The organism is Nocardia sp. NPDC088792 (assembly GCF_044750615.1).
Taxonomy (GTDB): Bacteria; Actinomycetota; Actinomycetes; order Mycobacteriales; family Mycobacteriaceae; genus Nocardia.
The window spans coordinates 454,523-479,002 of sequence record NZ_JBIVKC010000003.1 but is presented as its reverse complement, the minus strand read 5'-3'; the positions used below and the strand labels follow the sequence as shown (position 1 = coordinate 479,002).

The window sequence follows — 24,480 nt, the reverse complement described above, 5'->3', positions numbered from 1 at the left end:
ACGGGCGGCCCGGGCCGAAACGGCGTGGGCCGCAGGCGGTTACCAGCGTGACCGCTCGGCCGGAGCCGTTGCGGTGTATCGGTGTGGCCCGCCCGCCAACCGCTCCGGCCGCTCAGACCGTGGCGAGAGCGGTGACGGCGGCGCCGAACATGGTGTTCTTGATCGCGCCGAGGGTGTCGGAGTCCTTGGCGCCCAGCGGGGTGAGCAGTGCGGCGGCGGTGTCGGTGACCGCGTCGGCGGCCGCGATCGCGTCGACGATGTCGTGGGCGAGGGCGTCGGGTCCGCCGAAGCGCCGTCCGGTGGTCATGGAGGCGACCGCCGACTTCGGGCTGAGCTTGGCCTGGATGAGCGCGGCCATGCCCGCGCTGAAGGGGATGTGGATGTCGACCTCGGGGAAGCAGAAGTATCCGCGGTCCTCGCGCATGACCCGGAAGTCGTGTGCGATGGCGAGCATGGCCCCCGCGCCGAAGGCGTGCCCGGGCAGCGCGGCCGCGGTCGGCATCGGCAGGGTGAGGACCCGCGCGAACAGCGACTGCACCTGCCCGACATACGATCCGAATTGGTCCGCATTGGCGCCCAGCCAGTCCAGGTCCAGGCCGTTGGAGTAGAACTTGCCGCTCGCGGTGGTGATCAGTGCCTGCGCGCCGTCGGCGACGACGGTGTCGAGGTGCGCGCCGACCTGTTCGAGAAATTCGGGGCTGAACCGGTTCTCATTGTCACCGAGGTCGAGGACGGCGATCTTGTCGAGGTAGCTGAGCGAGGGCATGGCGGTTTCCTTCGGGGAGAGGTTATTTCGGTGCGGGTCCGACCGTGAGCACGGCGCGCACGGCGGCGCGCAGTTGTTCGCGGGCGGTGGGGTCGGCGAGCCGGTCGCGGTCGAGCAGGATCGCGGTCGGCAAGTCGACCAGGCAGATGGTGAGGGTGTCGACGGCCGCGGCATCGCGTCGCCCCCACAGGTCGAGGGCGAGCCGTTTCATCAGGCCCACCAGTTCACGTTGCGGCGCTTCGACTTCGGCGCACACGGAGTCCGGCAGTTCGGCGGTGGTCAGGTCGGTGCTGTGCACGGCGAAGAACAGCCGGGTGGATTGCGGGTAGCGCCGCGCGAATTCGACCGGTGCGTCGGCGGCGGCGATGACGGCGTCCACGCCGGTGTGTGCACCGCTCAGTTCGTCCTGGACCGCGAGGAATCGTTGTGCGGCGCGAATCCAGGTGCGCGCCAGCAGTTCCGCGCGGGAGGCGAAGGTGTGGTAGATGGCGCCGTTGGACATGCCGGTGGCCGCGGCGACCGCGCGAATGGTCACCGCGGCCGGTCCGCCGGCCACGGCCAGTGATTCCGCGGCGTCGAGCACCGTTTCGGGATCGTACTGGCGTGGCCTCGGCATGCCTTCACCATAACAGAGCAACTGCTCTGTTATAAGGGGCGGTTGTCACACCACCCGGATCCGGTGACCGTCCTACGGTGCCCGGAAGCCGCCCAGCTTCTCTTCGAGCAGTTCGGCCAGCCGCAGCGGCGTGCGGTCCTCGAACATCGGGCCGATGAGCTGCACCCCCACCGGCAGGCCCTCGGGGGACAGGCCCGTGGGGATGGCGGTGGCGGGCAGGCCCGGCATGGTGGCCGCACCGGCCCACACCAGCTGATCGAAGTACGGGTAGGCGACACCGTCGACGTCGATGCGGCGCGTGAGTGGATCGGGATGGTGGTCGTGCGGGAACGCGGGAGTCGGCGTGATCGGGCAGACCACGGCATCGAATTCGGTGAACAGTTGCCGCCAGCCGTGGCGGTGCAGTTCGCGGCGATTGTTCGCCTCGAGCCAGTCGCGGTGGGTGAACACCATGGCGCGCAGTCGTGCAGCGTCGAGACTGCGGTCCTCGGCGCTCAGGGCGGCGGCTCGGGTCTGCAGCACTTCGTAGGAGTCGATGGGAAAACGTGCCACGGAGTTCGAGATCAGCAACTCCATATAGAGCGTGGCGGCCTCGGCCAGATCCGGCAGTAGCGGACTGTGCCGGGTGACGCGGGCGCCGCCGTCGATGAGCGCATCGGCCACCCGGTTCACTCCGGCCCGCACCGCGGCCCCGCTCGGAATGAGCGGATGGTCCTCGATAACGAGCACGCTGAACTCGGAGAGCCGATCGTGGCGCGCGGCAGGCAATTTCAGGTCGTAGCCGACACCGTGCGTCAACGGGTCCGGTCCGGCCATCACGTCCAGCAGCAGCGTGAGATCGCGCGCGGTACGCGCCATCGGGCCGACCACGGCGAGATCGAGATCGACCGGCAGGGCCGGCCCGGGCGGCGGAACCATGCCACGCGGCGCGGCCAGCCCGAGCGACGGCTTGTGCGCGTAGACGCCGCAGAAATGCGCGGGAGTGCGCAACGAGCCCGCGATATCGGAGCCGAGGGACAGAGCACCGAATCCGGCCGCCAGCGCCGCCGCCGACCCGCCGGAGGATCCACCCGAGGTGCGCGCGTGATTCCACGGATTGTTGGTGGTGCCGTAGATGTCGTTGAAGCTCTGGATATCCTGCAACCCCAGCGGCACATTGGTCTTGCCGAGCACCACCGCACCGGCCGCCTTGATCCGCGACACCTGCACCGCGTCCTCGGCGGGCACGTAGTCCCGATGCGGCGGCATACCCCAGGTGGTGGGCAGTCCGGCCATGTTGTAGGACTCCTTGACCGTCACCGGAATCCCCAGCAACGGCCGGTCCTCGCCGCGCGCACGCGCCTGATCCGCCGCCCGCGCGGCCTCGCGTGCCCGATCGAAGTCGCGCACACAGATCGCGTTGATCGCCTTGTCCTCGCGTTCGATTCGATCGATCGCCTCCTCGGTCAGTTCCACCGACGTCACTTCACCGGCATGCAAGGCGGCCGTAAGTTCTTCGGCCGAGCGAAAGTTCCAATCCATGAATGCGACGCTATTGGCATGCCGGAGGGGGCATAAAATACAAATGCGCACAACGCCAACGACGTGCACCGGCGAAATCGCCCGCTCGTTCCGCCGTCGAGGACTGTTCACCCCAGGTCACAGCGTCGGCAGCGGGCAAATCCCGGAGTTTTGGACATGAAATGCCGCTGCGCACAACGGGATAGATGTCTCAACGTTTCCCTCGAATCCCCGAACTACCCGAAGCCCCGTACTACCTGTTGCGTCCATCCAGCAGGGTGAGCAGCGCCCGCACGATGCGGCGCGTGGTGCTGCTGGCCCGTCCCGGCACTACGCAGGTGATGATGCCCGACACCAGCAGCAACGTCGCCGCGGCGGCGGCCAAGGGTGCGGTGCCACGGCAATCGACCAATCCGAACGCGAACCCGTAACTCATGGCCACCAATCCCGCCACCAGCACGATGGTCTGCCAGGTCCAGGAATGCTCGCCCGAATCGCTGGTGCGCGGCTGGTGAGGAGGTTCGTCGACCGGCCGCGACGGGCAGGACGTATCGCCTGCACCGGAGCAGTTCCCGATGCCGCGACAGGGCTCGTTCGCGGTCGAGACGGTCTCGAGCGCCGCAAGGTCCGGCTGTACGACGACACGCTGCACTACGACACACGGTGGTGCCGGGAGACCGACAGGGTCAGCGACGGCCGGTGAGAGTGTGGTGGCGACCGGTTCACCCGACCGGAAAGCGTTCTCGGACATGATGTTTCCCCCCTGCTGTCACTCATCGTTCGATGCTCGCACCGCGACAGTCGGCAAGCTCGCGGTGAGTCAGTCTGCCGCGCCGGAGCAGTACTCCTTCGGTGATCGCGAGGGAGGCTTCGGCCAGCGTCAGGTCGAGGTCGGCCGCCGCCGCCGAAGCGAAGTCGATGGCCTCAGGGTCCGCGGACAGGTCCGGATCGCAGATGATGTTGTCGAGGACCATGCCGTGCAAGGCCTGAGCGCGGGTCAGGCGACGGCCGGGCAACCAACTCAGTTGCCATTCGCGCACGTCACCGTGGCCGGGGGTACGGAAGGCGAATTCGGGTGTGCGCGAGCCGCTGATGTCCTGGTCGGTGATCTCCAGCGACTCGAGGTAGCGGGCGTGGTCGCGGACGTCGATACCGGCGTCGCGGTAGTGAGCACGCCGCGAGGGCCGTGCCGCGGCGGTGGATGGGACGCTGGCGCGGACCGCCCGAGCGCCTTCGGTGCCGAAGGAGGAGCGCTCGAACAATGCGGCGATGCGCGGGGGTGCGGGGCAGCGCTGCGGGTTCGCCCGATCACCGCCCGGTACTGCACGGTCACTGTCGTGGCAACCACTGTCGTTCACGGTCATTCCTCGTTCGTTGTCGTGGGTGTTCGTCATCGTGCGTCCTCGTCGAGGCGGCGAATCCAGTCGTGCTGGTTTCGGAGCAGGGCCCAGCGGCGTTCGACGGTTCGCGCCGAGGGTTCACCGAACAATTCGGCGATTTCGTGGAATGTCTTGCGCGCGGCCCTGCCCCACACAATGTGGCGGTCGCGTGGCTCGAGCTTGCGTAGTTCGTGCCGCAGCAGGTCGTGGCCGGTGATGCGGCGGACCGAGTCGTCGAGGCTGTAGCGGTCCTCGTCGGGGCGGGCGGATTCGTGGTGTGCCACTGCTGCCACGGCCCGGTTGTAGCGTTCTTCACTGCGGCGCTGAGTCCTGATCTCGTCGTACAACGCGTACAGGCACCCTCTGATGAGGTAGGTCTTGAGATTGGCCTCACCATCGGGCCGCCAGCCACGGTCTTCGAGGCAGCGAGACCGGAAGGTGTGCAGTGCCAGGGCGACCGTGGTATCCACCACGCCGTGACGGAACTCGTCCTCGAGGGCGAAGCGCCGCAATTCGCTGGGATACAGCGTAAGCCGCACCTTGTGCGCTCGCAGCTGCATCGTGATATGCCCGGTGCTCAACCAGGCGTGCAGTACCGCGACGGCATAGCGCGCCACTTCGGCCTGGAACCATTCCCACTCCGGTCCCGTGAAGCCTTGCGTATGCAGCAGTTTGAACAGCTCGGCATCAGCGGCTCGGCGTTCGAGAGCAGGGTTGGGGCTGTCCTCGGGGAGGGCAGAGTATTCCTCGGTCATCAGGTCTCGCTTTCACCTGCGCGCCGCGCTGCAGCGCCTGTGCTGATAACCAGTTATACGCACGCGGCATCGACCGATCACCGGACTTTTCCGGGATCGCGAGCAGGCGGGTGAATCCGATTCCGCGAGCAGGTGCCTCGCGACCGACCGCGAGTGGGTCAGGCCGGGCCGGCGGCGGGTTCGTGTACGCCGTCCTCGACCTCGGCGCTGTACATGCGGTCGATTTCCTTGGCGTACTTCTCCGCGATGGGCTTGCGCCGCAGTTTCATGGTCAGCGTGATCTCGTCGCCACCGGGCTCCCAGAAGGCGGGCAGGATGGTGAATCGTTTGATCTGTTCCACGCGTGAGAGTTTCGCGTTCCCCACGGCGACTCCGCGCGCGATCTCGGCGATCAGTTCCGGATGTGCGGCCAGCGCGGCGACCGAGTCGTCGCCGAGGCTGTGGGCGGCGGCGTAGGGTGCGGCGGATTCGGCGTCGATGACGATGAGGGCGGTGTTGTAGGGGCGGCGGTCACCGATGGTGGCGAGCGCGCCGATGAGCGGAGTGGCGGCCTTGATGGTGTTCTCGATATTGGCCGGGGACATGTTCTTGCCGCCGGAGTTGATGATGAGTTCCTTTTTGCGGTCGACCACTCGCAGGTAGCCGTCGGCGTCCTCGGTGATGATGTCGCCGGTGTAGAGCCAGCCGTCGGCGTCCAGCGCGTCACCGGTCTTGCCCGGTTCCTGGCGGTATTCGCGCATGACCAGTGGCCCGCGCACCAGGTATTCGCCGTCGTCGGCGATCTTGGCTTCCAGCCCGGGCAAAAGTTTGCCGACCGTGCCCAGGCGGGCTTCCGCGGGCGGGCTGACGCTGGCCACACAGGTCAGTTCGGACATGCCCCAGACTTCGGAGATGGGGATGCCGAGGCCGAAGAAGAACCCGAGGGTTTCCGGCGGGATCGGCGCAGCCCCCGACAGCGCCCATTTCAGTTGATCCAGGCCGAGTTTCGCGCGCAGCTTCGACAGCACCAGGTCATCGGCGCGCGCCCATTCGGCGGCTTGGGTGTCGTCGAGCGGGGCGCCCGCCAGTTGTGCGGCGGCCTTGCGGCCGGCGGCTTCGAGCGCCCAGGTCAATGCGGCCTTGCGGGCCGGATCGGTTTCGGTGGCGACGGAGAATTCCACGGCCGCTTTGAGTTTCTCCCAGACGCGCGGGACGGCACCCCAGATGGTCGGGTGGACGTCGGCCAGTGCGGCGGGCAGGTCGGCGCGGTCGGGTACCACGGTGATCTGGGTGCCGTAGTAGAGCTGCAGGTACAGGTTCATGACCCGGTCGGCCATGTGCGCGGTGGGCAGGTAGGAGACATTGCGGTCACCGAATTCGACCGGCATGACCGAGGCATAGGTGCGGCATTCGAATCCCAGGTTGGCGTGGCTGATTTCGACGCCCTTGGGATTGCCGGTGGTGCCGGAGGTGTAGCAGAGGGTGACGATATCGTCGGGGGTGATGGCCTGCCAGGTGGCGTCGAAGTCGAAGTCCGAGCGCCCGAGCGAGACCAGCTGCGCCACCGACAGCGTGCCCGGTACCGGATTGTCCACGCACACAATGGTTTCCATCGGCACACCGGAGGCCCGGATGCGGTCCACATACTGGGCTTCGCAGATCACGACCCGATTGCCGGCATTGGTGAACACGTAATGGAGTTGTTCGGGGGAGAGGGTGTTGTACACGGTGAAGGAGGTGGCGCCGGTGTGCTGGGCGCCCACTTCGAGGGGATAGAACTCGACCCGGTTGGCCATCATGGAGGCGACGGTGTCGCCGCGGCCGATGCCAAGGGCGGCCAGTCCGGCGGCCACGTCGCGGACCTGTGCCGCGTACTGGCTCCAGGTCAGTTGCCGGGTTCCGCCGATCGATCGCACCGCGACGGCGCCGGGGTCGATGGCCGCCACGCGCTGGAAGGCCGCACAGGACGTATTCTGTTCGCTCATCGCAGATCTCGATCCACTCACCGCTCGCTTTTCCAGACAGTAAGTCCCGCAGTGTGGGGTGCGCGGGTTTTTGCGTAGACCAGCAGGCACACCGAGATACGTCACCGTGACGTATTCATGGGGTGATCCGGAGGCGGCAGGGGAGCGGTCAGCTGGACGGGTGGATGTTCCACTGCACGATCGACGGACCCCGCACCACGTAGTACCCGTCGAAATGCTGCACACTGCCGTCGAGTTGATACGCATCCAGATGCGCGTACACCGTCGGCCCACCGGTCGGAAACACGGTGACGGCATCGCGGGACAGGGTGTCGAACTCGTGCGGGAAATGCGCCCGATTGCCGCCCTCGATGACATCGCCACCCAGATTCCAGGCCGAGTCGTAATCGTGGCGGTTGATCGCATCGAAGTAGGCCAGCACCACCGCCGCATACCGATCCTGCGCCGGGGGAGCAGCCGCGACCGCCGAGGTCGTCACCACGGGAGTGGAAGTGACCAGCACCGTGGACGTCACGGCGGTGGACGTCACCACCGTGGCGGCCGCGGTGTTCAACCGGACCGAGGTCGTGGCTCCCGGATCACCGGCCGCGGGCTGATGCCCGGATCGCTTGGCCAGCACCGCCGCACCCATCCCGAGCCCCACCGCCACGGCCAGCAACAGCATGATCCCCGCCGCCACCGCCGCGATCCGGCCCACCGACCACCCGCGCCGCCGCCTCGGCCGCGGCGCGACATACGGCGGCACCGCCGCCACCTGCCCGATGATCGTGCCCCGGAAGTACTCACCGAACTCATCGAGCACGCTGAGTGGTTGCGCCAGAAATGAACTCCCGTCCGGCGTGAGATACACCGCCGCGAGCCCGTCGCGCCATTCCACCGGTCCGGGCCGGTTCTCCCCGGTGAACGCCCGATCGAACAGCACCCACAACCGCATATCCAGCCCCGCCGGCAGCCCGCCCGGCACCTGCCACGCCTCGTACACGCCCTGCCGGTCCGCGGGCCCCAGGAACAGTCCCTGATAGATCAGCACCGCCAGCGTGAGCCGATCCCCGTCGCCGTCACATCCCGCGCCGTAGGGCCGCAATCGGTCCGCGCGCAGCAGATAGGCGTCCAATGGTTCGTCACGCCAGGCGATCTCGTCGAGCTCGACATGCCCGTGCCCGAACTGCGCGGCCTCGAGCAGGACGAACAGATCGCACACCCGGATGAGCACGCCGACCCGCCGCGCCGCATCGGGCGGATTGCGTGCGGGTGCACAAAGATCCTCGAGGGTCCGGAAGCGCCCGTCGCGCAGCCGGAATCCGGCGGGCACCACCGGTGCGATCATTCCGGCCACCGAATTGCCCAGTGCCACCACATCGATGGGCCAGCCGATCGCCGATTCCGCGACGGGCCCGTGCAATTCCTCGGCCCAGACCGCGGCGCGCCCGTGCACGGTGGTGCCGCGTATCCAGCGGCCGTGCCCGACGGGTTCGGTGTAGCGGCGGTATACCCGTTCGCGTCCTCGGCTGTCCCAGCACCGGTAGGTCACCGATCGTCCGTCAATGTCCCGAAACGGTGTTTCGTCGACCTCGTAGCGTTCACCTGATTCGCCGATGACGCTTCCCACCCTTACATTATTCCGTCACTGTGACGTATTGACGGCGGGTATGCGGAGACTCAGGGGAGTGCCGGGGGAAAGTACCGGGAGCCCCGATCGGGCCGAATGCTCCATTCGGAAATTTTCCGGTCAACCAGGGGGTGCACGGAAAATATATTCCGGTAGGGGTGCACGTGATTGCCGCCCGAAGACAGCAGCAGCGCAGCGCGGCGACCCGAGGCCGGCGGGGCATCGAACCGGAGGCGCGGCGCACACGTGAATACGTTTGTGGCACAGCACTTTTTGATCTTCCCACCCAGGCCGTAAAAGCGCCGATAATCTACATTATGTCAACTAGTGGAGAACAAGATCGTGGCATCCTCCAAGCCGGATCCTTCCCCGCCGCCCCGTACCTGTTCATTGAAACGTCTCCCCCCAAGACTGGAATCAGTCATACTTCGGAACATGTCCACCAGTACGGACTTCGAGCGGAAGCTGCGCGAGGCCGCTCTGCGTGTGACGGCGCCGCGAGTCGCGGTGCTCAGCACGGTCCATGACAACCCGCACGCCGATACGGACACCATCCTCGCCAAGGTCCGGTCCTCCCTCGGCACGGTCTCGCATCAGGCCGTGTACGACGTACTGCGGGTGCTCACCGCCGCCGGTCTGCTGCGGCGTATTCAGCCCATGGGTTCGGTCGCCCGCTACGAGACCCGCGTCGGCGACAACCACCACCACATCGTGTGCCGCACCTGCGGCGCCATCGCCGACGTCGATTGCGCCGTCGGCGACGCACCGTGCCTGACCGCGTCGAATTCCAACGGATTCAACTATGACGAGGCCGAGGTCATCTATTGGGGCCTGTGCCCCGACTGCACGACAGCCCAATCCCCCACTCCCGAAAGGAATCACAGTGCCTGAGGAACACCCGCCCATCGGAGAGGCCCAGACCGAGCCCGAAGCCGGTTGCCCCGCTGGATTCGGTCGCCTCAAGCCCCCGGTCGAGGGCGGCAACGCCAACCGCGAATGGTGGCCCAACCAGATCAACCTGAAGCTGCTGCAGAAGAACCCGGCCGAGATCAACCCCTTCGGCGGCGACTTCGACTACGCCGCCGCGTTCAAGACCCTCGATCTGGCCGCGGTCAAGGCCGACATCGTCGAGGTCATGCACGACTCGCAGGAGTGGTGGCCCGCCGACTTCGGTCACTACGGCCCCTTCTTCATCCGGATGGCCTGGCATGCCGCCGGTACCTACCGCATCAACGACGGCCGCGGTGGAGCCGGCGCGGGCATGCAGCGCTTCGCTCCCCTGAACTCCTGGCCCGACAATGCCAGCCTGGACAAGGCGCGGCGGCTGCTGTGGCCGGTCAAGGCCAAGTACGGCAACAAGCTGTCCTGGGCCGACCTCATCGTCTACGCCGGCAATGTCGCGCTCGAGGACATGGGTTTCCAGACCTTCGGCTTCGGCGGCGGCCGCGTCGACCAGTGGGAGCCCGAAGAGGACGTGTACTGGGGTCCCGAGCACGAGTGGCTCGGCGGCGACGCCCGCTACACCGGCAAGCGTGATCTCGAAAACCCGCTCGCCGCTGTGCAGATGGGTCTGATCTACGTCAATCCCGAAGGCCCCAACGGCAACCCGGATCCGCTGCTCGCCGCGGTCGACATCCGGGAGACCTTCCGCCGCATGGCCATGAACGATGTGGAGACCGCCGCGCTGATCGTCGGCGGCCACACCTTCGGCAAGACCCACGGCGCCGGCCCGGCCGACCACGTGGGCCCCGAGCCCGAGGCCGCCCCGCTCGAAGAGCAGGGCCTGGGCTGGCGCTCCAGCTTCGGCACCGGTGTCGGCAAGGACGCGATCACCTCCGGCATCGAGGTCACCTGGACCCCGACCCCGACCCAGTGGGACAACTCCTTCCTGGAGACCCTCTACGGCTACGAGTGGGAGCTGACCCAGTCCCCCGCCGGCGCCAACCAGTGGGTCGCCAAGAACGCCGAGGCGATCATCCCCGACGCGTTCGACTCGGCGAAGAAGCAGCTGCCGACCATGCTCACCACCGACCTGTCGATGCGGATCGATCCGATCTACGAGCAGATCACCCGCCGCTGGCTCGAGCACCCCGAAGAGCTGGCCGCGGAATTCTCCAAGGCCTGGTACAAGCTCACCCACCGCGACATGGGCCCCAAGGTCCGCTACCTCGGACCCGAGGTGCCGGCCGAGACCCTGCTGTGGCAGGACCCGATCCCCGCCGTCGACCACGAGCTGGTCGGCGCCGCCGAGATCGCGGACCTGAAGGAGCGCCTGCTCAACTCGAACCTGTCTGTCGCGCAGCTGGTTTCGACCGCGTGGGCGGCCGCGTCCTCGCACCGCGGCTCGGACAAGCGCGGTGGCGCCAACGGCGGCCGCATCCGCCTGCAGCCGCAGGCCGGCTGGGAGGTCAACCAGCCCGATGAGCTCGCGCAGGTCATCCGGGTGCTGGAAGGCATCCAGGAGTCCTTCAACGCCGCGCAGTCCGGCGGCAAGAAGATCTCCTTCGCCGACCTGGTGGTGCTGGCCGGTGGCTTCGCCGTCGAGCAGGCCGCCAAGAACGCCGGTGTCGAGGTCGAGGTGCCGTTCACCCCGGGCCGCACCGACGCCACCCAGGAGCAGACCGACGTGGAGTCCTTCTCCGCGCTCGAGCCGACCGCCGACGGCTTCCGCAACTACGTGGGCAAGGGCCAGCGCCTGCCCGCCGAGTTCGCGCTCGTCGACAAGGCCAACCTGCTCACCCTGACCGCGCCGGAAATGACCGTCCTGATCGGTGGCCTGCGCGTGCTGGGCATCAACCACGGCGGCACCCAGCACGGCGTGTTCACCGAGACCCCGGGCTCGTTGACGCCTGATTTCTTCGTCAACCTGCTCGATATGGGCATCAAGTGGGCGCCGACCTCGGACGAGAACGTCTACGAGGGCACCGACCGCGCCACCGGCAAGGTCGTGCGCACCGGCACCCGCGTCGACCTGGTCTTCGGCTCCAACTCGCAGCTGCGGGCCATCGCCGAGGTGTACGCGCAGGACGACAACAAGGCCAAGTTCGTGCAGGACTTCGTGAAGGCCTGGACGAAGGTCGCCAACCTGGACCGGTTCGACCTGGTCTGAGACATTCTCACCGGGCAGTGACAGCCTGAGAATGGCATATGGCATGCGGCGCCCCGCGAACCGGATTCGGTTCGCGGGGCGTTCGCGTATCCGGTAGCGGGCGCTACTCCCCTGCGGTGTGCACCCGCACCGTGCCGAAGAAACGTTTGCCGGTGTCGGTGCCGTCATGGTTGTAGGCATCCATGAGCGCGGTGAGTTCGGCGACGAGATCGTCTATCCCGGCCCACTCCCCGGGCACTCCGTCGACGGTGATGACGATGCTCATATCGAACGGCGACTCGACACGGTAGGTGATTCCCGCGGGCGCGTCGCGAATCATATTGCGCCGGTCCAGTTCTCCCGGTTCACCGGGCAGGGTGAAGATCCGTGCGAGCGCGATGTCCTCGCCGATCATGTCCGCGATCCGCGACAGCCCCGCATGCCGGCCGGGCCGGTCGTGGCGGTCACCGTAGCTGCGATCCCCCACGACGCGCGTCTCGGCGGCGGCGCGGGCCAGGATCCGGTCCAGCATGCGCTGCGCGGCAGCACGTTCGGCGGCGCCGGTGCGTGGATGGTCGATGAGTGTGCGGAGCCGGCGGATTCGCTCGGATGTCGCGGTCGGCATGTCCTCCCCGTCCTGAGTGCTCCCCGCCGATCATGCCAGGTGTCAGTTCGGTGGCGCGAGGGTCAGGGCCAGGCGCGGGCACAACGAGACAGCGTCACGAGCCACGGGTAATTGGCCTGTATCGAGCACCGGGTCACGGTGGTCGCTGCTCAGCGGGAAACCCCAGTCGTCGCGGGTGAGCAGCTCGGGCAGCAGTTCACTGCACAGGCCGCGGCCGTCACAGCGGGTCCAATCGATGTGCAGGCGTGCCGTGGTCATCACAGGGCTCCGATTCGCTTGGCGTGCATGGCTGTCTCGCAGGTACCGCGGCGGTGCAACTGAATGTCGGAGGCGAACACGGTCAGCGCCGAGCGCACCAGCCGGGCGGTGCCGTCGGGGTGATGGCAGGCGCCGCGACCCTCCACCAGCTCCGCCACATGCTCGAGTTCCCCGGCATTGCCGTCGCCGTGCACGAGATCGGCGAAACCGGCGGCCAGGCGCGGTAATCCATTACGGCACGGACCGCACTGGCGGGTGCTCTGCTCGGCGAGATATCCGGTGATGGCGGCCGTCAGGTACAGCCCGCACTGCCCGCGCGGCAATACGCGCAGCACGCCCGCCCCGGGGCTGGCGTGCACGTGCCGCAGCCCGGCCTCCGAGAGGGTGGTGTGCGCGAGTGCGCCGCCGGAGACCCAGGTGCCGTGGCGGCCACCTATCAGCACCGCTCGCAGCCCGGTGGGTTCGGTGCCGCCCAAGCCGCAGATCACCTCGGGTAAGGCGATCCCGGCGGGTACTTCGAACACACCCTCGCGGGCGGTGCCGGTCAAAGTGATGAGCATGGTGCCCGGTTCGTCGTCCGTCCCGGCGGTACGGAACCAGTGTGGCCCGAACCGTGCGATCAACCCCAGGTGCGCAAGGGTTTCCACATTCTGTACCAGCGTCGGCCGGCCTTCGAGCCCCGACTTCGAGGTGCTGAACAGCAGGTCACCCGGTACCGCGGCCCGCCCGGCGAGCCGGTTCAGTACGGCCGTCTTCTCCCCCGCCAGAAACGTCTCGGCCGCGGCGGTCAGCTCGACCTCCGGTTCGTCGAATCCCGCGGCCCGCCGCTCGGCCAGCGCCCGCCGGACCGACTCGAGCACCGCCGCAGGGGCATATAAGCGGCAGCTGCGACTCCCGACGGCCGCAGCTGCCGCAAACAATCCATCCAGCACCAGATGTGGTGCGCGCGTTAGTAATACGGCATCCTTGCGGCTCTCCGGTTCTCCTTCCGCGCCATTGGCGACGATGATCGGTTTGCGTCCGGAGGCCACCGCCGCCAGCTTGCGCGCCATCGGGAACCCGGCCCCGCCTCTGCCCCGTAAGCCCGCTTCGGCGACGGCGTCGATCAGTGCCGGCGTCACAGCGGGTAGCGGGCCGTAGCAGTCCATGTGCGCATTCAGCTGTGGGGTATCCGCCGCCAGCAGCCGAATTCCACTGTCCACGCCCAGCACCCGAGGTGCATGCCCGATCATTCCCACACCTTTCGCTCGACCCGCTGATTGACCTGTGTACGAGAGAGGTACTGCCCGGCCCCGAGCGGCCGGGCAGGTTCTGCGGTCACGCCCGGCAACTCGAACGCCGGGACGGACAGTCGATACCCGGCAGCGGAGGTCTCCGGCTGCCGGTACTCGGTGAAATGCTTTCCGGCGCGCCAGCTCACCGCACACATCAGAACGACTGCGCAGCCCGCGAGCGCTGCCAGCAGCCACAGCCGGCGACCATCGGTTCCGGCCCCGACCGCGTGGACCGCCGCGATCGGCCACAGCACATACGTCGCCCAGTGCACGACCCGGAACACACGCGGCCCGATCCGATGCCGCAACAGCCCCGAGATGACCACGGCGGCGAGCAGATCCACCGCCACCGTCCCGAACCCCACCCACTGCGGCCGATAGGTACCACCGAACGGCACCACCAGATCGACCAGCCGCAACTGAGCATGCGGATCGACGAGCAGCGAAAGCACGTGCAGCGCCACCAGAACCGTCGCGGTCAGCGCCGCTCCCCGATGGAACACCGCCATCCCCGCGCGCGGCAGCAGCAGCACCGCCCGCCCGGAACGAGCGACGATCCCGCTCGCGATCGCCACCGTCAGCAACACCAGTGCGGTGATCCCGCTGCCGCGCCCGAAGGCCCACAGCGCATGGTCGATTCCGGCCTGCCCCATCAGCTTTGATCCTCGCCGTGCGCGTTGTCCGGACCGGCCGGCGATCCTCCGTCATATGCCGCACACTGGCCGTCCGAGCCGGAGCCATTCCCGATGGGTACCAGTACCTGCCAGCCGCCGGCCGGAGCGGGGCCGGCGGTCGCGATGTCGCCGCCCAGGTTGACGAGCACCCCGCAGCCGCAGTGCTCGTCAACCAGGGCCGCGCATCGATCGGCGGCGAGCGCCTTCGCAGTGGCTCCCAGGTCGAGTACCACCCGCGCGGGCACGGCAACCACGCGCTCCCGCATCAGGATCGAGGTCCAGTCCGGGCGCAGCCATTCGGCGGCCGCTACGTGGTCGGGTCCGGCCTCGGCGCGGACTGCACGGCCGGAGCGAGTGGTAGCGGTCATGAACCGTGCGATCGGGTGTGGGCGGTGCCGGATCCGGTGCCGAGGTTCACGCTGCCGGTGCCGGTGGATGTGCTGGTGCCGGTCGACGTACCGGTGGTGGACTGGGAAGTGCCGACCGTGCCATCACCGGAGTCGCTGCCCGGGGTGTAGGCGTAGGCGACGGCGCTGGCGGTGAGCGTGCCAGCGACGGCGAGAGCGGCCAGGGCGGCCGTCGCGGTGCGGCCGGCGCGCAGGCTGGGATGCGATGACGCCATGAGGTTCCTGTCCTTCGGCTCGTCAGCGGGAGGGAGTTTCCCTCCCGTGACGAGCGACCGGACCTCAGAATGCGCGCCAACTCTGTGAACTCACTGGGTGCACACTGTGCGCCAGCGTCGTGAATGCTGCGGGCTTGCCGTGACTAGCTCGGCCGGGCCTCGTGCTCGATGCCCGCATGCTCCGCACCACGACGGAAACGCAACAGCCGCAACGCATTCGCCACCACCAGCAGCGTCGAGCCCTCGTGGATGAACACCGCCGGGCCGATCGGCAGGCCGATCAAGGTCGCGGGCACCAGGCCCGCCACGATCACCAGCGCCACCGTCAGGTTCTGGCGGATGATGGCCGCCGTCCGGCGGCTCAAGGCCACCGCGAAGGGCAGGCGGCCGATGTCATCGGTCATGAGCGCCACATCCGCGGTCTCCAGGGCGACCGCCGAACCGCTCGCCCCCATGGCGATGCCGACCGAGGAATTCACCATGGCGGGAGCATCGTTCACACCATCCCCGACCATGGCCGCGCCGCCGCGCTCGCGTAGCTCGGCCATCTTGGTGACCTTATCCTCGGGCAGCAGCCCACCGTGCGCGGCATCCAGGCCCAGGCCCTGCGCGACCGAATCGGCGACCCGCTGATTGTCACCGGAGATGACGACCATATCGGCGATGCCCATGGCCCGCAGCTGCTCGATCACCGGTTTGGCTTCCGCACGAGGCGTATCCATCACCCCGACCACCCCGAGGTAGACGCCGGTGCGACGCACGATCATCGTGGTGCGGCCCGCCGCGTGCAGGCGATCGACCATGGCACGCACATCCGCGGGCACGCCATCGGGGTCGAGCTCGGCGAACATGGTGAGGTTGCCGATCTCCGTGGCCTGACCCTCGACCAGCGCGGTCACACCGCGTCCGGTCACCGAATTCACCTCGGTAGCAGTCTCTTCCACCCCGACCGGGACCTGCGGTGCGAGGTCGCGGGTGATCGCGGCGGCCAGCGGGTGATCACTGAAGGATTCGACCGCCACCAGCGTGGTCACCAGCCGCTCTCGCAGCTCCGTGGTCGCGGGCTCGATATCGGTGACCCGGGGACGACCCCAGGTGAGGGTCCCGGTCTTGTCGAAGGCGATGGACCGCACCCGGCCCAGCGACTCGAGGGGCCCGCCACCCTTGGCCAGCACCCCGGCCTGTGCGGCACGAGCGACACCGGCGAGCACGGCACTGGGTGTGGCAATGGCCAGTGCGCAGGGGCTCGCGGCCACGAGCACCACCATGGCCCGGTAGAAGCTGACCGCGAACGGCTCGCTCAACGCGAGCACGCCATAACCGATGACGGCGAGCACACCGAGAATCACCGCAGGCACATAGAACATCTGGAAGCGGTCGATGAACCGCTGCGTCGGCGACTTCTGCGAGTCGGCCGAGCGCACCATCTCGATGACCCGGGCCAGCATGCTGTCGGAGGCCCGGCTCGTCACCATCACCTCCAGCACGCCGGAGCCGTTCAGCGTCCCGGCGAATACGCGCTGCGATTCCGGCAGCGGCCCACGGGCTTTCAGCGCCGCCCGCGGATCCTCCGCGGCCTGCTTCTCGACGGGAATGCTCTCGCCGGTGACCGAGGATTCGTCGACCGCGCTGGTCCCGGCGATCACGATCCCATCCGCGCTCAGCCGCGAATTCGGCCGCACCACAATCACATCCCCGACCTCGAGGGAGTCGACGTCGACCTCCTCGACCCGATCGGGCGCGCGGCGTACCAGGGCGGTGCGCGGCGCGAGTTCGGCGAGCGCGGCAATGGAGCGCTGGGCGCGGCTCATGGCGTACTCCTCTAGCGCGTGGCCGAGGCTGAACAGGAACAGCAGCACCGAGCCTTCGGCCCATTTGCCGACGGCGGCCGCGCCGGCCGCGGCGATCAGCATGAGGAAGTCGACCTCGAACCGGCCGCGGCGCACGGTCTCGTAGGCGGTGCGAACGGTGAAGAAACCGCCCAGCACGTAAGTGGCGAGGAACAGCGTGGCCGGTATCCAGGATGGACTGTCGATCAGGTACTTGGTCGCCATCCCCGCCGTGTAGGTGATGCCCGAGCCGATGGCGAAGATCATCTCGGCGCGTGGCCCGAACAGGCTGTTGCCGTGCCCGTGGTCGGCGCCCTGATCGCGGCGGTCTTCTGTGCGATCTTTTGATAACCGAGGGTTCGCTGCTCTCGTCATACCGACGACGATAACAGTAATACATGCGCATGTCTGCATGTAATTATTTCTCAGTTGTCATCCCGCTCCGACCAGCAGGTCTAGCGTTTCGACACGATCGCGGCCAGCCGCTCGATCTCGGCAGGCCCGACACGGCAGCAGCCACCGACCACCGCTGCTCCCCCACCGATCCACTCCAGGGCCTGCTCCGGCGAATATGCTGCTACTCCGGTCCAGCAGCGCTCCCCCGCATCCCAGCTCTCACCGCTGTTCGGATAGGCGATCACCGGCTTACCGGTCACCTCCCGCGCCAGCGCGACCGCCGCCGCGACATCTCCGGGCGCGCAGCAGTTCACGCCGACCGCGAGGATTTCCGGCACCTCGGCGGCCACGGCGAACGCTTCGGCCAGGGGTTGACCGGCGCGGGTGCGCAGCCCGTCGATGCTGTAGCTGAGCCAGGCGCACACCCCACTACCGTCGAGCAGTCCCGCCAGCGCCTCCGCCTCATCTATGTCCGGAATCGTCTCCAGCGCAAGCACATCGGCCCCGCTCGCGGCGAGCACCTCCAGTCGTGGCAGATGCCAGGACTTCAGTTCGGCCACCGAAAGCCCGTAGCGCCCGCGATATTCGGAACCATCGGCGAGCGCCGCCCCGTACGGCCCGATCGAGGCCGCCACCCACCGGGTCCGGCCGTCGTCGAATTCGTCGCGCGCCGCCTGCGCCAGTTCGACACTGCGCCGCAGCAATACCTCGGCGCCGGCCCGGTCGATGCCGCGTGCGGCGAACCCGTCGAACGAGGCCTGATAGCTGGCCGTGGTCGCGATCGTCGCGCCCGCCCGGAAGTAGGCCGCGTGCACGGCCTGGATCTCACCCGGCGCATCGAGGAGCAACCGTGCCGACCACAGCGGGTCGGACAGGTCGTGCCCACGCGCCTCGAGCTCGCTCGCCAGGCCCCCGTCGGAGACCAGCACCCGATCCGGCACGGTGGTCACGGCGCGGGTTTCTGCGGCCAGTTCACGTCCACCACCAGACCATAATGGTCGCTGGCCAGGATTCCGGTGAGCGGCTCGTGGAAACCCAAGTCGGCGCGCAGGATCCGGCCGGCGCCGCCGGGCCGCATGAACGGGTCGCCCACGTACACGTAATCGATGCGCTGCGGCGGGACGTTCAGCGACCGCGCTGCCGGGTTGGTGAGCGGGTCGAGGGTGTGCCCGGGTTCGGTGGGGTGCATGACGTGCCAGGCGTCCTGGTAGTGGGTGCTGTGCCCGTCGAGGACGGCGTTCGCGCACAGGAACCGCATCTCGTCCGAGGGCGGTTTGGCATTGAAGTCGCCGCACAGGACCGCGGGCAGCGGTCCGTCGGCGCGATGCCGGGCGCGGATCGCTTCGTCGATGGCCTGCACCTGCCGCACCCGCAGGTAGGCCTGGGCCGGCGGCGGTGCGAGATGCGTACTGAAGGCGTCCATTCCGCCGGTGTGCGCGTGCAGCAGTTCCGCGCGCATCCGCCAGGAGGGGTGCGGGTCGGGCGGTGCGGAATCCACGGGTAGCAGCACCAGTTCGTGCCGGTCGATGGGCCAGCGGCTGAGGATGGCGGAGCCGAACAGCAGATCCCGGTCCCCGCGGATCAGTTCCCGGATCGGGAATCCGCCGAAGCACCAGTGCCAGCGGCCCGGTGCGGCGTGCTCGGCCAGCCAGCCCGCGGTATTGCTGCCCGGTTCGGCGCGGTCCTCCCACACTTCCTGCAGGCAGACGAGGTCCGGGTCGAGCCGGTCGAGCCAGGCCAGGATCTCGAATCGTCGTTCGTCCCAGTTCGGTTCGAGCAGTGATCCCATATTGAGCTGTACGACCCGCAGTACTCCGGCCTCGGACATAACCCTCCTGACTGTAACGTGTTCTACCCTGACGGAGTGGATGTGACATATGAGAGCACCAAACGGGAAATCGCCACCGACAAGGGCATCCTCCGCTACCACGAGGCCGGTGACGGGCCTCCCCTGCTCCTGCTGCACGGCTCCGGCATCGGCGTGAACGGCTGGCGCAATTATCGTGGCAACCTCGGGTTCTATGCGAACCATTTCCATTGCTACGTGCTGGAATTCCCCGGCTTCGGCGTGAGCGACCCGGTCCCCGGCCACCCCGTACTCACCGCGGTCGACGCGGTCACCCGGTTCATGGACGCCCTCGGAATCGACTCCGCCCATATGATCGGCAATTCGATGGGCGGCGTGGTCGCGGTCAATGTGGCCATGCGCCACCCGGACCGGGTACACAAGCTGGTCTCGATCGGCGGCGTCGGCGCGGGCGTGTTCAGCGCCGACCCCAGCGAGGGCACCCGCCTGCTGCAGCACTTCGCCGACGAGCCCAGCCGCGAACGCCTGCAGCAATGGCTGGAATGCATGATCTACGACCCGAAACTCATCACCGACGACCTCATCGAGGAACGCTGGACCGCAGCGATCCGGCCCGAGGCCCAGCAGGCGCTGAAGGCCATGTACGGCTCGGAAGCCCTTGCCCTGCAACAGCAGTTCCTGGCCGGCTCCCCCAACCCGCCCTACTGGTCCATGCTGCACAAGGTACAGGCGCCGACCCTGCTCACCTGGGGCGCCAACGACCGCCAGTGCCCGCCGGATATGGCGCTGATCCCGCTACGACTCATCCCCGAAGCCGAGATGCACGTGTTCCCGCACTGCGGGCACTGGGTCATGTACGAGGCCAAGACCGCCTTCGAACGCATCACCCTCGAATTCCTGCAGCGCTGACGAATCAGCCGCGGCTGAAAACCGTGGCCTGGCAGTCGTTCAGCAGCGAAACCAGCTCCTGGCCCTCCGCCTCGGACAGCACCGCGAAGGCGGGCGCGATGAGGTCGTCGGTGATGTTCTCCGCCGCGACCCAGCGGCCCTTGAGTTCGGGAGTGATCTCCTCGAAAGGTTCCGGCCAGCCGAAGTTGCGGGCCTGATCCGGGCCCGCGGTCAGCGCCGAGCCCGCGATGAGGACCGCCTGCAGCGGAGCCAGGCCGCTGCCCAGCACACCAACCAGGTGCAGGCCGCCGCGCAGCTCCCGCAGCGTGTGGATCAGCTGCAAGGTGAGACCGGGTGCGTCCTCGGCCCGCGGCAGGGCCCGCCAGCCGGCGAACAGCGGCACACCGACCGGAGTCGCGGCGTCCACCACCCGGCCGAGCAGCTCCGCCAAACGCGCTACGCCGTCGAAATCCGCCAGCTTGCGGCGGCCGAAGTCCTGACACGCCTTCAGATACCCGGCAGCGCCTGCCGCGGCGGGCATGGCCGAGGTGGCTTCCCATGCGGCACGGACGGTATCGGGGCGGAAGAAGCCGAAGGCGGCGGTCACCACATCGGCGTCGACCTCGCCGAGCACGCCACCGCGGCCGCGGGTGTAGCCGGGCAGGAAGCCGTCCACGCCGGTGCTCGCGGCGAAGGCCCGCGCTTCCCGGGAGAACATGAATCCTCCACCGATCTGCTGGATTTGGTCCTTGACTGCGGACGCTACCGGCATTGCCCGTTCCTCTCTGAGCGGAAAGCGTGTTCCACCCGAGACTATTTCACTCACCTCGAGTCCAATCCGGCGGGCCCGGTCTTACCATGTGATAGTCAAACAAGTGTGGCCGCAAGCACTTTCGAAGGCGTCCCCGCCGGACATCGGCGATCGGCCCAGTTAGATGGGCTAACGTTTCCGCGGTGCTAGGACATTCTCACGCGACCAGCGGCGCGCTCGCCTGGTCGGCAGCGGCAGCGGCGCTACCGCTCACACTCTTGACCTATCCGGTGATGGAAGCCGGGCCCATCCGTGCGGTCGACCTGCTCATGGGCACCTTCCTCACCGCCGGCGCCGCGCTGCTCCCCGACGCAGATCACCCCAACGGGACCATTTCCCATGTGCTGGGGCCGATCTCGCATTACGCCTGCCGCTTCATCTCGTGGATCTCCGGCGGACACCGCCACGGCACCCACTCCTTCGCCTTCGTCGCCCTCGTCACCTACGGGACCTGGGCGGGCGAGCACTGGCTGGGCCGCTACTTCACCCTCGCGCTGTCGTTCTTCCTGCTGGCGCTCGCCATCCGCGCGCTCAACTTCGCACCCACCGGGGACCGACCCCAGGCCTGGGGCACCGTCGTGATACTCGCCGCCTGCGGCACCTTCGCCATCGACCACTGGATCAGCGACAAACCCGCCTGGCTGCCGTTCTCCGTCGGTTTGGGCGCGCTCGCCCACCTCGTCGGCGACTGCCTCACCGACCGCGGCTGCCGGCTGTTGTGGCCCTTGAAGATTCGCACGCGCTTCCCGATCATCGAACGCACCGGCAACAAGATGGAGACCCTCATCCTGGTCCCGATCTTCGCACTGGGCACACTGGCATTGCTCTGGTACACGATCAGCCACCACCCGTAAGAGAGGACCGCGCATGAGCGATCGGGAAGAACTCACCTGGGATCTATTCGGCACGGCCGGCCGCGAGCTGGCCCAGCAGATCGCCGACGACGGGTTCGAACCCGACCTCATTCTCTCCATCGCCCGCGGCGGACTCTTCGTCGCCGGCTCCCTCGGGTACGCCCTCGACGTGAAGAACCTCCACGTCATGAACGTGGAGTTCTACACCGGCGTGGATCAACGCCTGGACATGCCGGTCATGCTGCCGCCCGTGCCCAGCGCCGTCGACCTCACCGGCGCCACCGTCCTCGTCGCCGACGACGTCGCCGACACCGGCGCGACCCTGAAACTGGTGCGCGACTTCTGCATCAAGCATGTCCGCGAGGTCCGCTGCGCGGTCATCTACGAGAAGCCGCGCACCGAAGTGCACTGCGAATACGTGTGGAAGCACACCGACCGCTGGATCAACTTCCCGTGGTCCGTGCTGCCGCCCGTCGTGAACCGCGAGCCACGCGTCCTCGACGCCTGACCCGCACACCCCTGTAAAACGCAACGCGCCGGGTTCGACTCTCGAACCCGGCGCGTATTACGTTCGCGTAGTGGCGGACTGCGTCAGACCAGCTCGGCCGACAGAATGGTGACGGCCTCGGCCGGCACGTCCTGGTGGCCGGCCTTGCTGCCGGTGCGCACACCCTCGATGGCATCGACCACGGCGGCGCCGTCGACGACCTTGCCGAACACGGTGTAGCCGAAGCCGTCCTGGCCCGGGTAGTTCAGGAAATCATTGTTGCTGGTGTTGACGAAGAACTGCGCGCTGGCCGAATGCGGGGCCGAGGTACGCGCCATCGCGACGGTGTACTTGTCGTTCTTCAGGCCGTTGGAGGCCTCGTTCTCGACAGTGTTCGGGGCGGGCTTCTGCTGCATGTTCGCGGTCAGCCCACCGCCCTGGATCATGAAGCCCCGGATCACCCGATGGAACACGGTGTCCGAGTAGTGGCCCGCCTTGACGTAGTCGACGAAGTTCGCGACGGTCTTCGGTGCCTTCGCCTCGTCCAGTTCCAGGGTGATATCCCCGGCAGAGGTCTTCAGGAGCACTTTGGTCATGCCGCCCATCGTATGGGAGCCCGAAACCACCCGGCCGCGCGGCATCGAAAGCCCAGTGGCCCAACCCCTCCCCGCTTCTGTGCGGATAGGTGATGAGTGAGGTCAGGAGGCTGCGGGTGGACTGGTGTACTGAAGTGTCTTTGATACGCAAACACATAGTTAGATGCGCATATTTCCATCTCCTAATTGACTTGATGAACCTCCCGGAGGAGGTGGCCGGCGATCACGCCTCGTACAGCTCCAGCGGCAGGCCGTCCGGGTCGGCGAAGAAGGAGAAACGCTTGCCGGTGTACTCGTCGACGCGGATCTCCTCCCCCACTACTCCGCGGGATGCCAGCTCGGCCAGGGCCTCCCCCACATCCGACACCAGGAAGGCCAGATGGCGCAGGCCGGCGGCCTCGGGGCGGGACGGCCGCGGCGGTGGCGACGGGAACGAGAACAGCTCGATCTGCCCGCCATCGGGCAGCGCGAGATCCAGCTTGTACGAATCCCTTTCGGCCCGATAATGCTCGGCGATCACCTTCAAGCCGAGGATCTCGACATAGAACGCCTTCGACTTTTCGTAGTCCGACGCGATGATCGCGACGTGATGGATGCGCTGCAGTTCCATCCGGCCGACGCTATCCCACTCCACTCCCCTACTCCGAGCCCTGCGGTACGGCATCGACCTTCCGAGCAAACATGCGTAGATGCGCATATTTCCATGTACATATCCGATCGATGTTTTTCCTGCACGCCGACAGCTAGCCCGCCAGGGCCGAGGCTGCTGCGGCCAGCAGCATTCCGCGATACGACCCACCGAACAGGACCACGTGCACCAGCAGCGGATGCAGTTGATGCAGTGGAATCCGCTGCCGCCAGCCCGAACTCAGGGGTGCGGCTTCCTGGTAGACGGCCAGGATGCGATCGAGGTAGGGCACACCGAACAGGGCGAGCATCGCCAGATCCGTCTCCCGATGGCCGCCGTGGGCTGCGGGATCGATGAGGACAGCGCGGCCGGAACCCCACAGGACGTTCCCGGACCACAGGTCGCCGTGGATGCGGCTGGGCGGTTCCGCCGGACCGGCGAGATCGCCGATGCGGTCGATGACGCGCTCGATCAGGCGGACGCCGTCGCGGCCGAGTACCTCGGCGGCGGCGGGCAGGTAGGGGGCGAGGCGGTGTTCGGCGTACCAGGTCCCCCACTCCCCCGGGCTCGGCGAATTGTCCAGCGGCAGTGTGGCTATGAAGCCGGGCCAGGTCGCGCCATAGCCGGCGGGGGCGGCGGCATGCAACCGCGCCAGGCCGCGACCGAGGTATTCCGCGGCAGTCGCGGAGGCGGCTTCCGTTGGCAGCCAGGGCAATACGAGTACATGGCTGTCGGAGGCCAGGACCGGGGCTATCAGATCGGGGTTGCCGGCGGCGAGCCAGCGCAGCCCGGCGGCCTCGGCGGTGAAGACTCCGTCCAAGGTGGTTCCGCCTACGCCTGCACCGACTCCGACGGCATCCGGGCCCGTATCGGTGCGGGCTTTCACGAAGAGTGCGCGACCGTCGGGTAGGTGTGCGCGGTGCAGGGTCCAGGCGTGGCTGTGACCGAGGGGTTCCAGGTGGTCGATGGGTTCACCCAGGAGCCGGCGCAGGTGTGCGGGCAGGTCCATGGAGTCTCATTGTGCGGCATGGTGTCCCGGACAGCCGGGGAATAC

The 24,480-nt window shown here is 67.7% G+C and carries 26 protein-coding genes; 5 read left to right on the top strand and 21 right to left on the bottom strand.

Annotation, left to right across the window (positions count from 1 at the left end; all coding sequences use genetic code 11):
- Nucleotides 1–112: 112 nt before the first annotated feature.
- From ACIP5Y_RS19835 to ACIP5Y_RS19800, 8 genes are all read right to left on the bottom strand, one after another.
- A complete protein-coding gene (locus ACIP5Y_RS19835) occupies nt 113–766 on the bottom strand; it encodes an enoyl-CoA hydratase-related protein (RefSeq protein WP_400351714.1) in 654 nt (217 codons plus the stop codon).
- Between the two features lie 22 nt (nt 767–788).
- Nucleotides 789–1,382, bottom strand: coding sequence for a TetR/AcrR family transcriptional regulator (locus ACIP5Y_RS19830; protein ID WP_400351713.1), 594 nt, complete (start codon nt 1,380–1,382; stop codon nt 789–791).
- 72 nt (nt 1,383–1,454) lie between these two features.
- Nucleotides 1,455–2,903, bottom strand: a complete 1,449-nt coding sequence (locus ACIP5Y_RS19825; RefSeq protein ID WP_400351712.1) for an amidase — start codon at nt 2,901–2,903, stop codon at nt 1,455–1,457.
- A gap of 232 nt (nt 2,904–3,135) precedes the next feature.
- A complete protein-coding gene (locus tag ACIP5Y_RS19820; RefSeq protein WP_400351711.1) occupies nt 3,136–3,633 on the bottom strand; it encodes a hypothetical protein in 498 nt (165 codons plus the stop codon).
- A 22-nt stretch (nt 3,634–3,655) separates the two neighbouring features.
- Nucleotides 3,656–4,276, bottom strand: a complete 621-nt coding sequence (locus tag ACIP5Y_RS19815; protein ID WP_400351710.1) for a hypothetical protein — start codon at nt 4,274–4,276, stop codon at nt 3,656–3,658.
- Nucleotides 4,273–5,016 (bottom strand): hypothetical protein, encoded by a 744-nt coding sequence (locus ACIP5Y_RS19810; protein WP_400351709.1) that lies wholly within the window; start codon nt 5,014–5,016, stop codon nt 4,273–4,275. Before ACIP5Y_RS19810 ends, ACIP5Y_RS19815 begins: the two co-directional genes overlap by 4 nt.
- A gap of 158 nt (nt 5,017–5,174) precedes the next feature.
- A complete protein-coding gene (gene fadD11, locus ACIP5Y_RS19805; protein WP_400351708.1) occupies nt 5,175–6,980 on the bottom strand; it encodes a fatty acid--CoA ligase FadD11 in 1,806 nt (601 codons plus the stop codon).
- A gap of 148 nt (nt 6,981–7,128) precedes the next feature.
- Nucleotides 7,129–8,511 (bottom strand): hypothetical protein, encoded by a 1,383-nt coding sequence (locus tag ACIP5Y_RS19800; RefSeq protein ID WP_400351707.1) that lies wholly within the window; start codon nt 8,509–8,511, stop codon nt 7,129–7,131.
- Nucleotides 8,512–9,024: 513 nt separating this feature from the next.
- Here ACIP5Y_RS19800 and ACIP5Y_RS19795 point away from each other — a divergent pair.
- Complete coding sequence (locus tag ACIP5Y_RS19795; RefSeq protein ID WP_400351706.1) at nt 9,025–9,480, top strand: Fur family transcriptional regulator; 456 nt, start codon at nt 9,025–9,027, stop codon at nt 9,478–9,480.
- Nucleotides 9,473–11,698 carry a catalase/peroxidase HPI gene (gene katG / locus ACIP5Y_RS19790; RefSeq protein WP_400351705.1) on the top strand — a complete coding sequence of 742 codons (2,226 nt, stop codon included), beginning with the start codon at nt 9,473–9,475 and terminating at the stop codon, nt 11,696–11,698. The genes ACIP5Y_RS19795 and katG overlap by 8 nt, the downstream gene beginning before the upstream one ends.
- Nucleotides 11,699–11,801: 103 nt before the next feature.
- Here katG and ACIP5Y_RS19785 read toward each other — a convergent pair whose 3' ends face one another.
- From ACIP5Y_RS19785 to ACIP5Y_RS19745, 9 genes are all read right to left on the bottom strand, one after another.
- Nucleotides 11,802–12,302: a hypothetical protein gene (locus ACIP5Y_RS19785; RefSeq protein WP_400351704.1), complete on the bottom strand. Its 501-nt coding sequence runs from the start codon at nt 12,300–12,302 to the stop codon at nt 11,802–11,804.
- A 42-nt stretch (nt 12,303–12,344) separates the two neighbouring features.
- Entirely contained in the window at nt 12,345–12,560 is a 216-nt protein-coding gene (locus tag ACIP5Y_RS19780) for a ferredoxin (RefSeq protein ID WP_400351703.1), read from the bottom strand.
- Nucleotides 12,560–13,792: an NADH-ubiquinone oxidoreductase-F iron-sulfur binding region domain-containing protein gene (locus ACIP5Y_RS19775; protein WP_400351702.1), complete on the bottom strand. Its 1,233-nt coding sequence runs from the start codon at nt 13,790–13,792 to the stop codon at nt 12,560–12,562. The genes ACIP5Y_RS19780 and ACIP5Y_RS19775 overlap by 1 nt, the downstream gene beginning before the upstream one ends.
- On the bottom strand, nt 13,789–14,487 hold the full coding sequence (locus ACIP5Y_RS19770) for a ferric reductase-like transmembrane domain-containing protein (protein WP_400351701.1): 699 nt from the start codon (nt 14,485–14,487) through the stop codon (nt 13,789–13,791). Before ACIP5Y_RS19770 ends, ACIP5Y_RS19775 begins: the two co-directional genes overlap by 4 nt.
- Nucleotides 14,487–14,876, bottom strand: coding sequence for an FAD:protein FMN transferase (locus tag ACIP5Y_RS19765; RefSeq protein ID WP_400351700.1), 390 nt, complete (start codon nt 14,874–14,876; stop codon nt 14,487–14,489). Before ACIP5Y_RS19765 ends, ACIP5Y_RS19770 begins: the two co-directional genes overlap by 1 nt.
- Complete coding sequence (locus ACIP5Y_RS19760) at nt 14,873–15,130, bottom strand: hypothetical protein (RefSeq protein ID WP_400351699.1); 258 nt, start codon at nt 15,128–15,130, stop codon at nt 14,873–14,875. The genes ACIP5Y_RS19765 and ACIP5Y_RS19760 overlap by 4 nt, the downstream gene beginning before the upstream one ends.
- A 143-nt stretch (nt 15,131–15,273) precedes the next feature.
- A complete protein-coding gene (locus ACIP5Y_RS19755; protein ID WP_400351698.1) occupies nt 15,274–17,334 on the bottom strand; it encodes a heavy metal translocating P-type ATPase in 2,061 nt (686 codons plus the stop codon).
- Nucleotides 17,335–17,414: 80 nt separating this feature from the next.
- Nucleotides 17,415–18,305, bottom strand: a complete 891-nt coding sequence (mmuM, locus tag ACIP5Y_RS19750; protein WP_400351697.1) for a homocysteine S-methyltransferase — start codon at nt 18,303–18,305, stop codon at nt 17,415–17,417.
- Nucleotides 18,302–19,183, bottom strand: coding sequence for an endonuclease/exonuclease/phosphatase family protein (locus ACIP5Y_RS19745; RefSeq protein WP_400351696.1), 882 nt, complete (start codon nt 19,181–19,183; stop codon nt 18,302–18,304). The genes mmuM and ACIP5Y_RS19745 overlap by 4 nt, the downstream gene beginning before the upstream one ends.
- A gap of 36 nt (nt 19,184–19,219) precedes the next feature.
- Between ACIP5Y_RS19745 and ACIP5Y_RS19740 the strand changes: the two genes are divergently transcribed.
- Nucleotides 19,220–20,071, top strand: a complete 852-nt coding sequence (locus ACIP5Y_RS19740) for an alpha/beta fold hydrolase (protein ID WP_400351695.1) — start codon at nt 19,220–19,222, stop codon at nt 20,069–20,071.
- A 4-nt stretch (nt 20,072–20,075) separates the two neighbouring features.
- On the opposite strand, the gene ACIP5Y_RS19735 is transcribed toward ACIP5Y_RS19740, so the two are convergent.
- Nucleotides 20,076–20,822, bottom strand: coding sequence for a hypothetical protein (locus ACIP5Y_RS19735; RefSeq protein WP_400351694.1), 747 nt, complete (start codon nt 20,820–20,822; stop codon nt 20,076–20,078).
- A gap of 182 nt (nt 20,823–21,004) precedes the next feature.
- Here ACIP5Y_RS19735 and ACIP5Y_RS19730 point away from each other — a divergent pair, with 182 nt between their 5' ends.
- Nucleotides 21,005–21,715, top strand: a complete 711-nt coding sequence (locus ACIP5Y_RS19730; protein WP_400351693.1) for a metal-dependent hydrolase — start codon at nt 21,005–21,007, stop codon at nt 21,713–21,715.
- Between the two features lie 13 nt (nt 21,716–21,728).
- Nucleotides 21,729–22,223, top strand: coding sequence for a phosphoribosyltransferase (locus ACIP5Y_RS19725; protein WP_400351692.1), 495 nt, complete (start codon nt 21,729–21,731; stop codon nt 22,221–22,223).
- Nucleotides 22,224–22,306: 83 nt separating this feature from the next.
- Here the strand turns inward: ACIP5Y_RS19725 and ACIP5Y_RS19720 are convergent, their stop codons facing one another.
- The 3 genes from ACIP5Y_RS19720 to ACIP5Y_RS19710 form a co-directional block, all read right to left on the bottom strand.
- Nucleotides 22,307–22,798: a peptidylprolyl isomerase gene (locus tag ACIP5Y_RS19720; RefSeq protein ID WP_400351691.1), complete on the bottom strand. Its 492-nt coding sequence runs from the start codon at nt 22,796–22,798 to the stop codon at nt 22,307–22,309.
- A gap of 223 nt (nt 22,799–23,021) precedes the next feature.
- Complete coding sequence (locus ACIP5Y_RS19715) at nt 23,022–23,408, bottom strand: VOC family protein (protein WP_400351690.1); 387 nt, start codon at nt 23,406–23,408, stop codon at nt 23,022–23,024.
- 133 nt (nt 23,409–23,541) lie between these two features.
- Nucleotides 23,542–24,435 carry a fructosamine kinase family protein gene (locus ACIP5Y_RS19710; protein ID WP_400351689.1) on the bottom strand — a complete coding sequence of 298 codons (894 nt, stop codon included), beginning with the start codon at nt 24,433–24,435 and terminating at the stop codon, nt 23,542–23,544.
- Between the last annotated feature and the right edge of the window lie 45 nt (nt 24,436–24,480).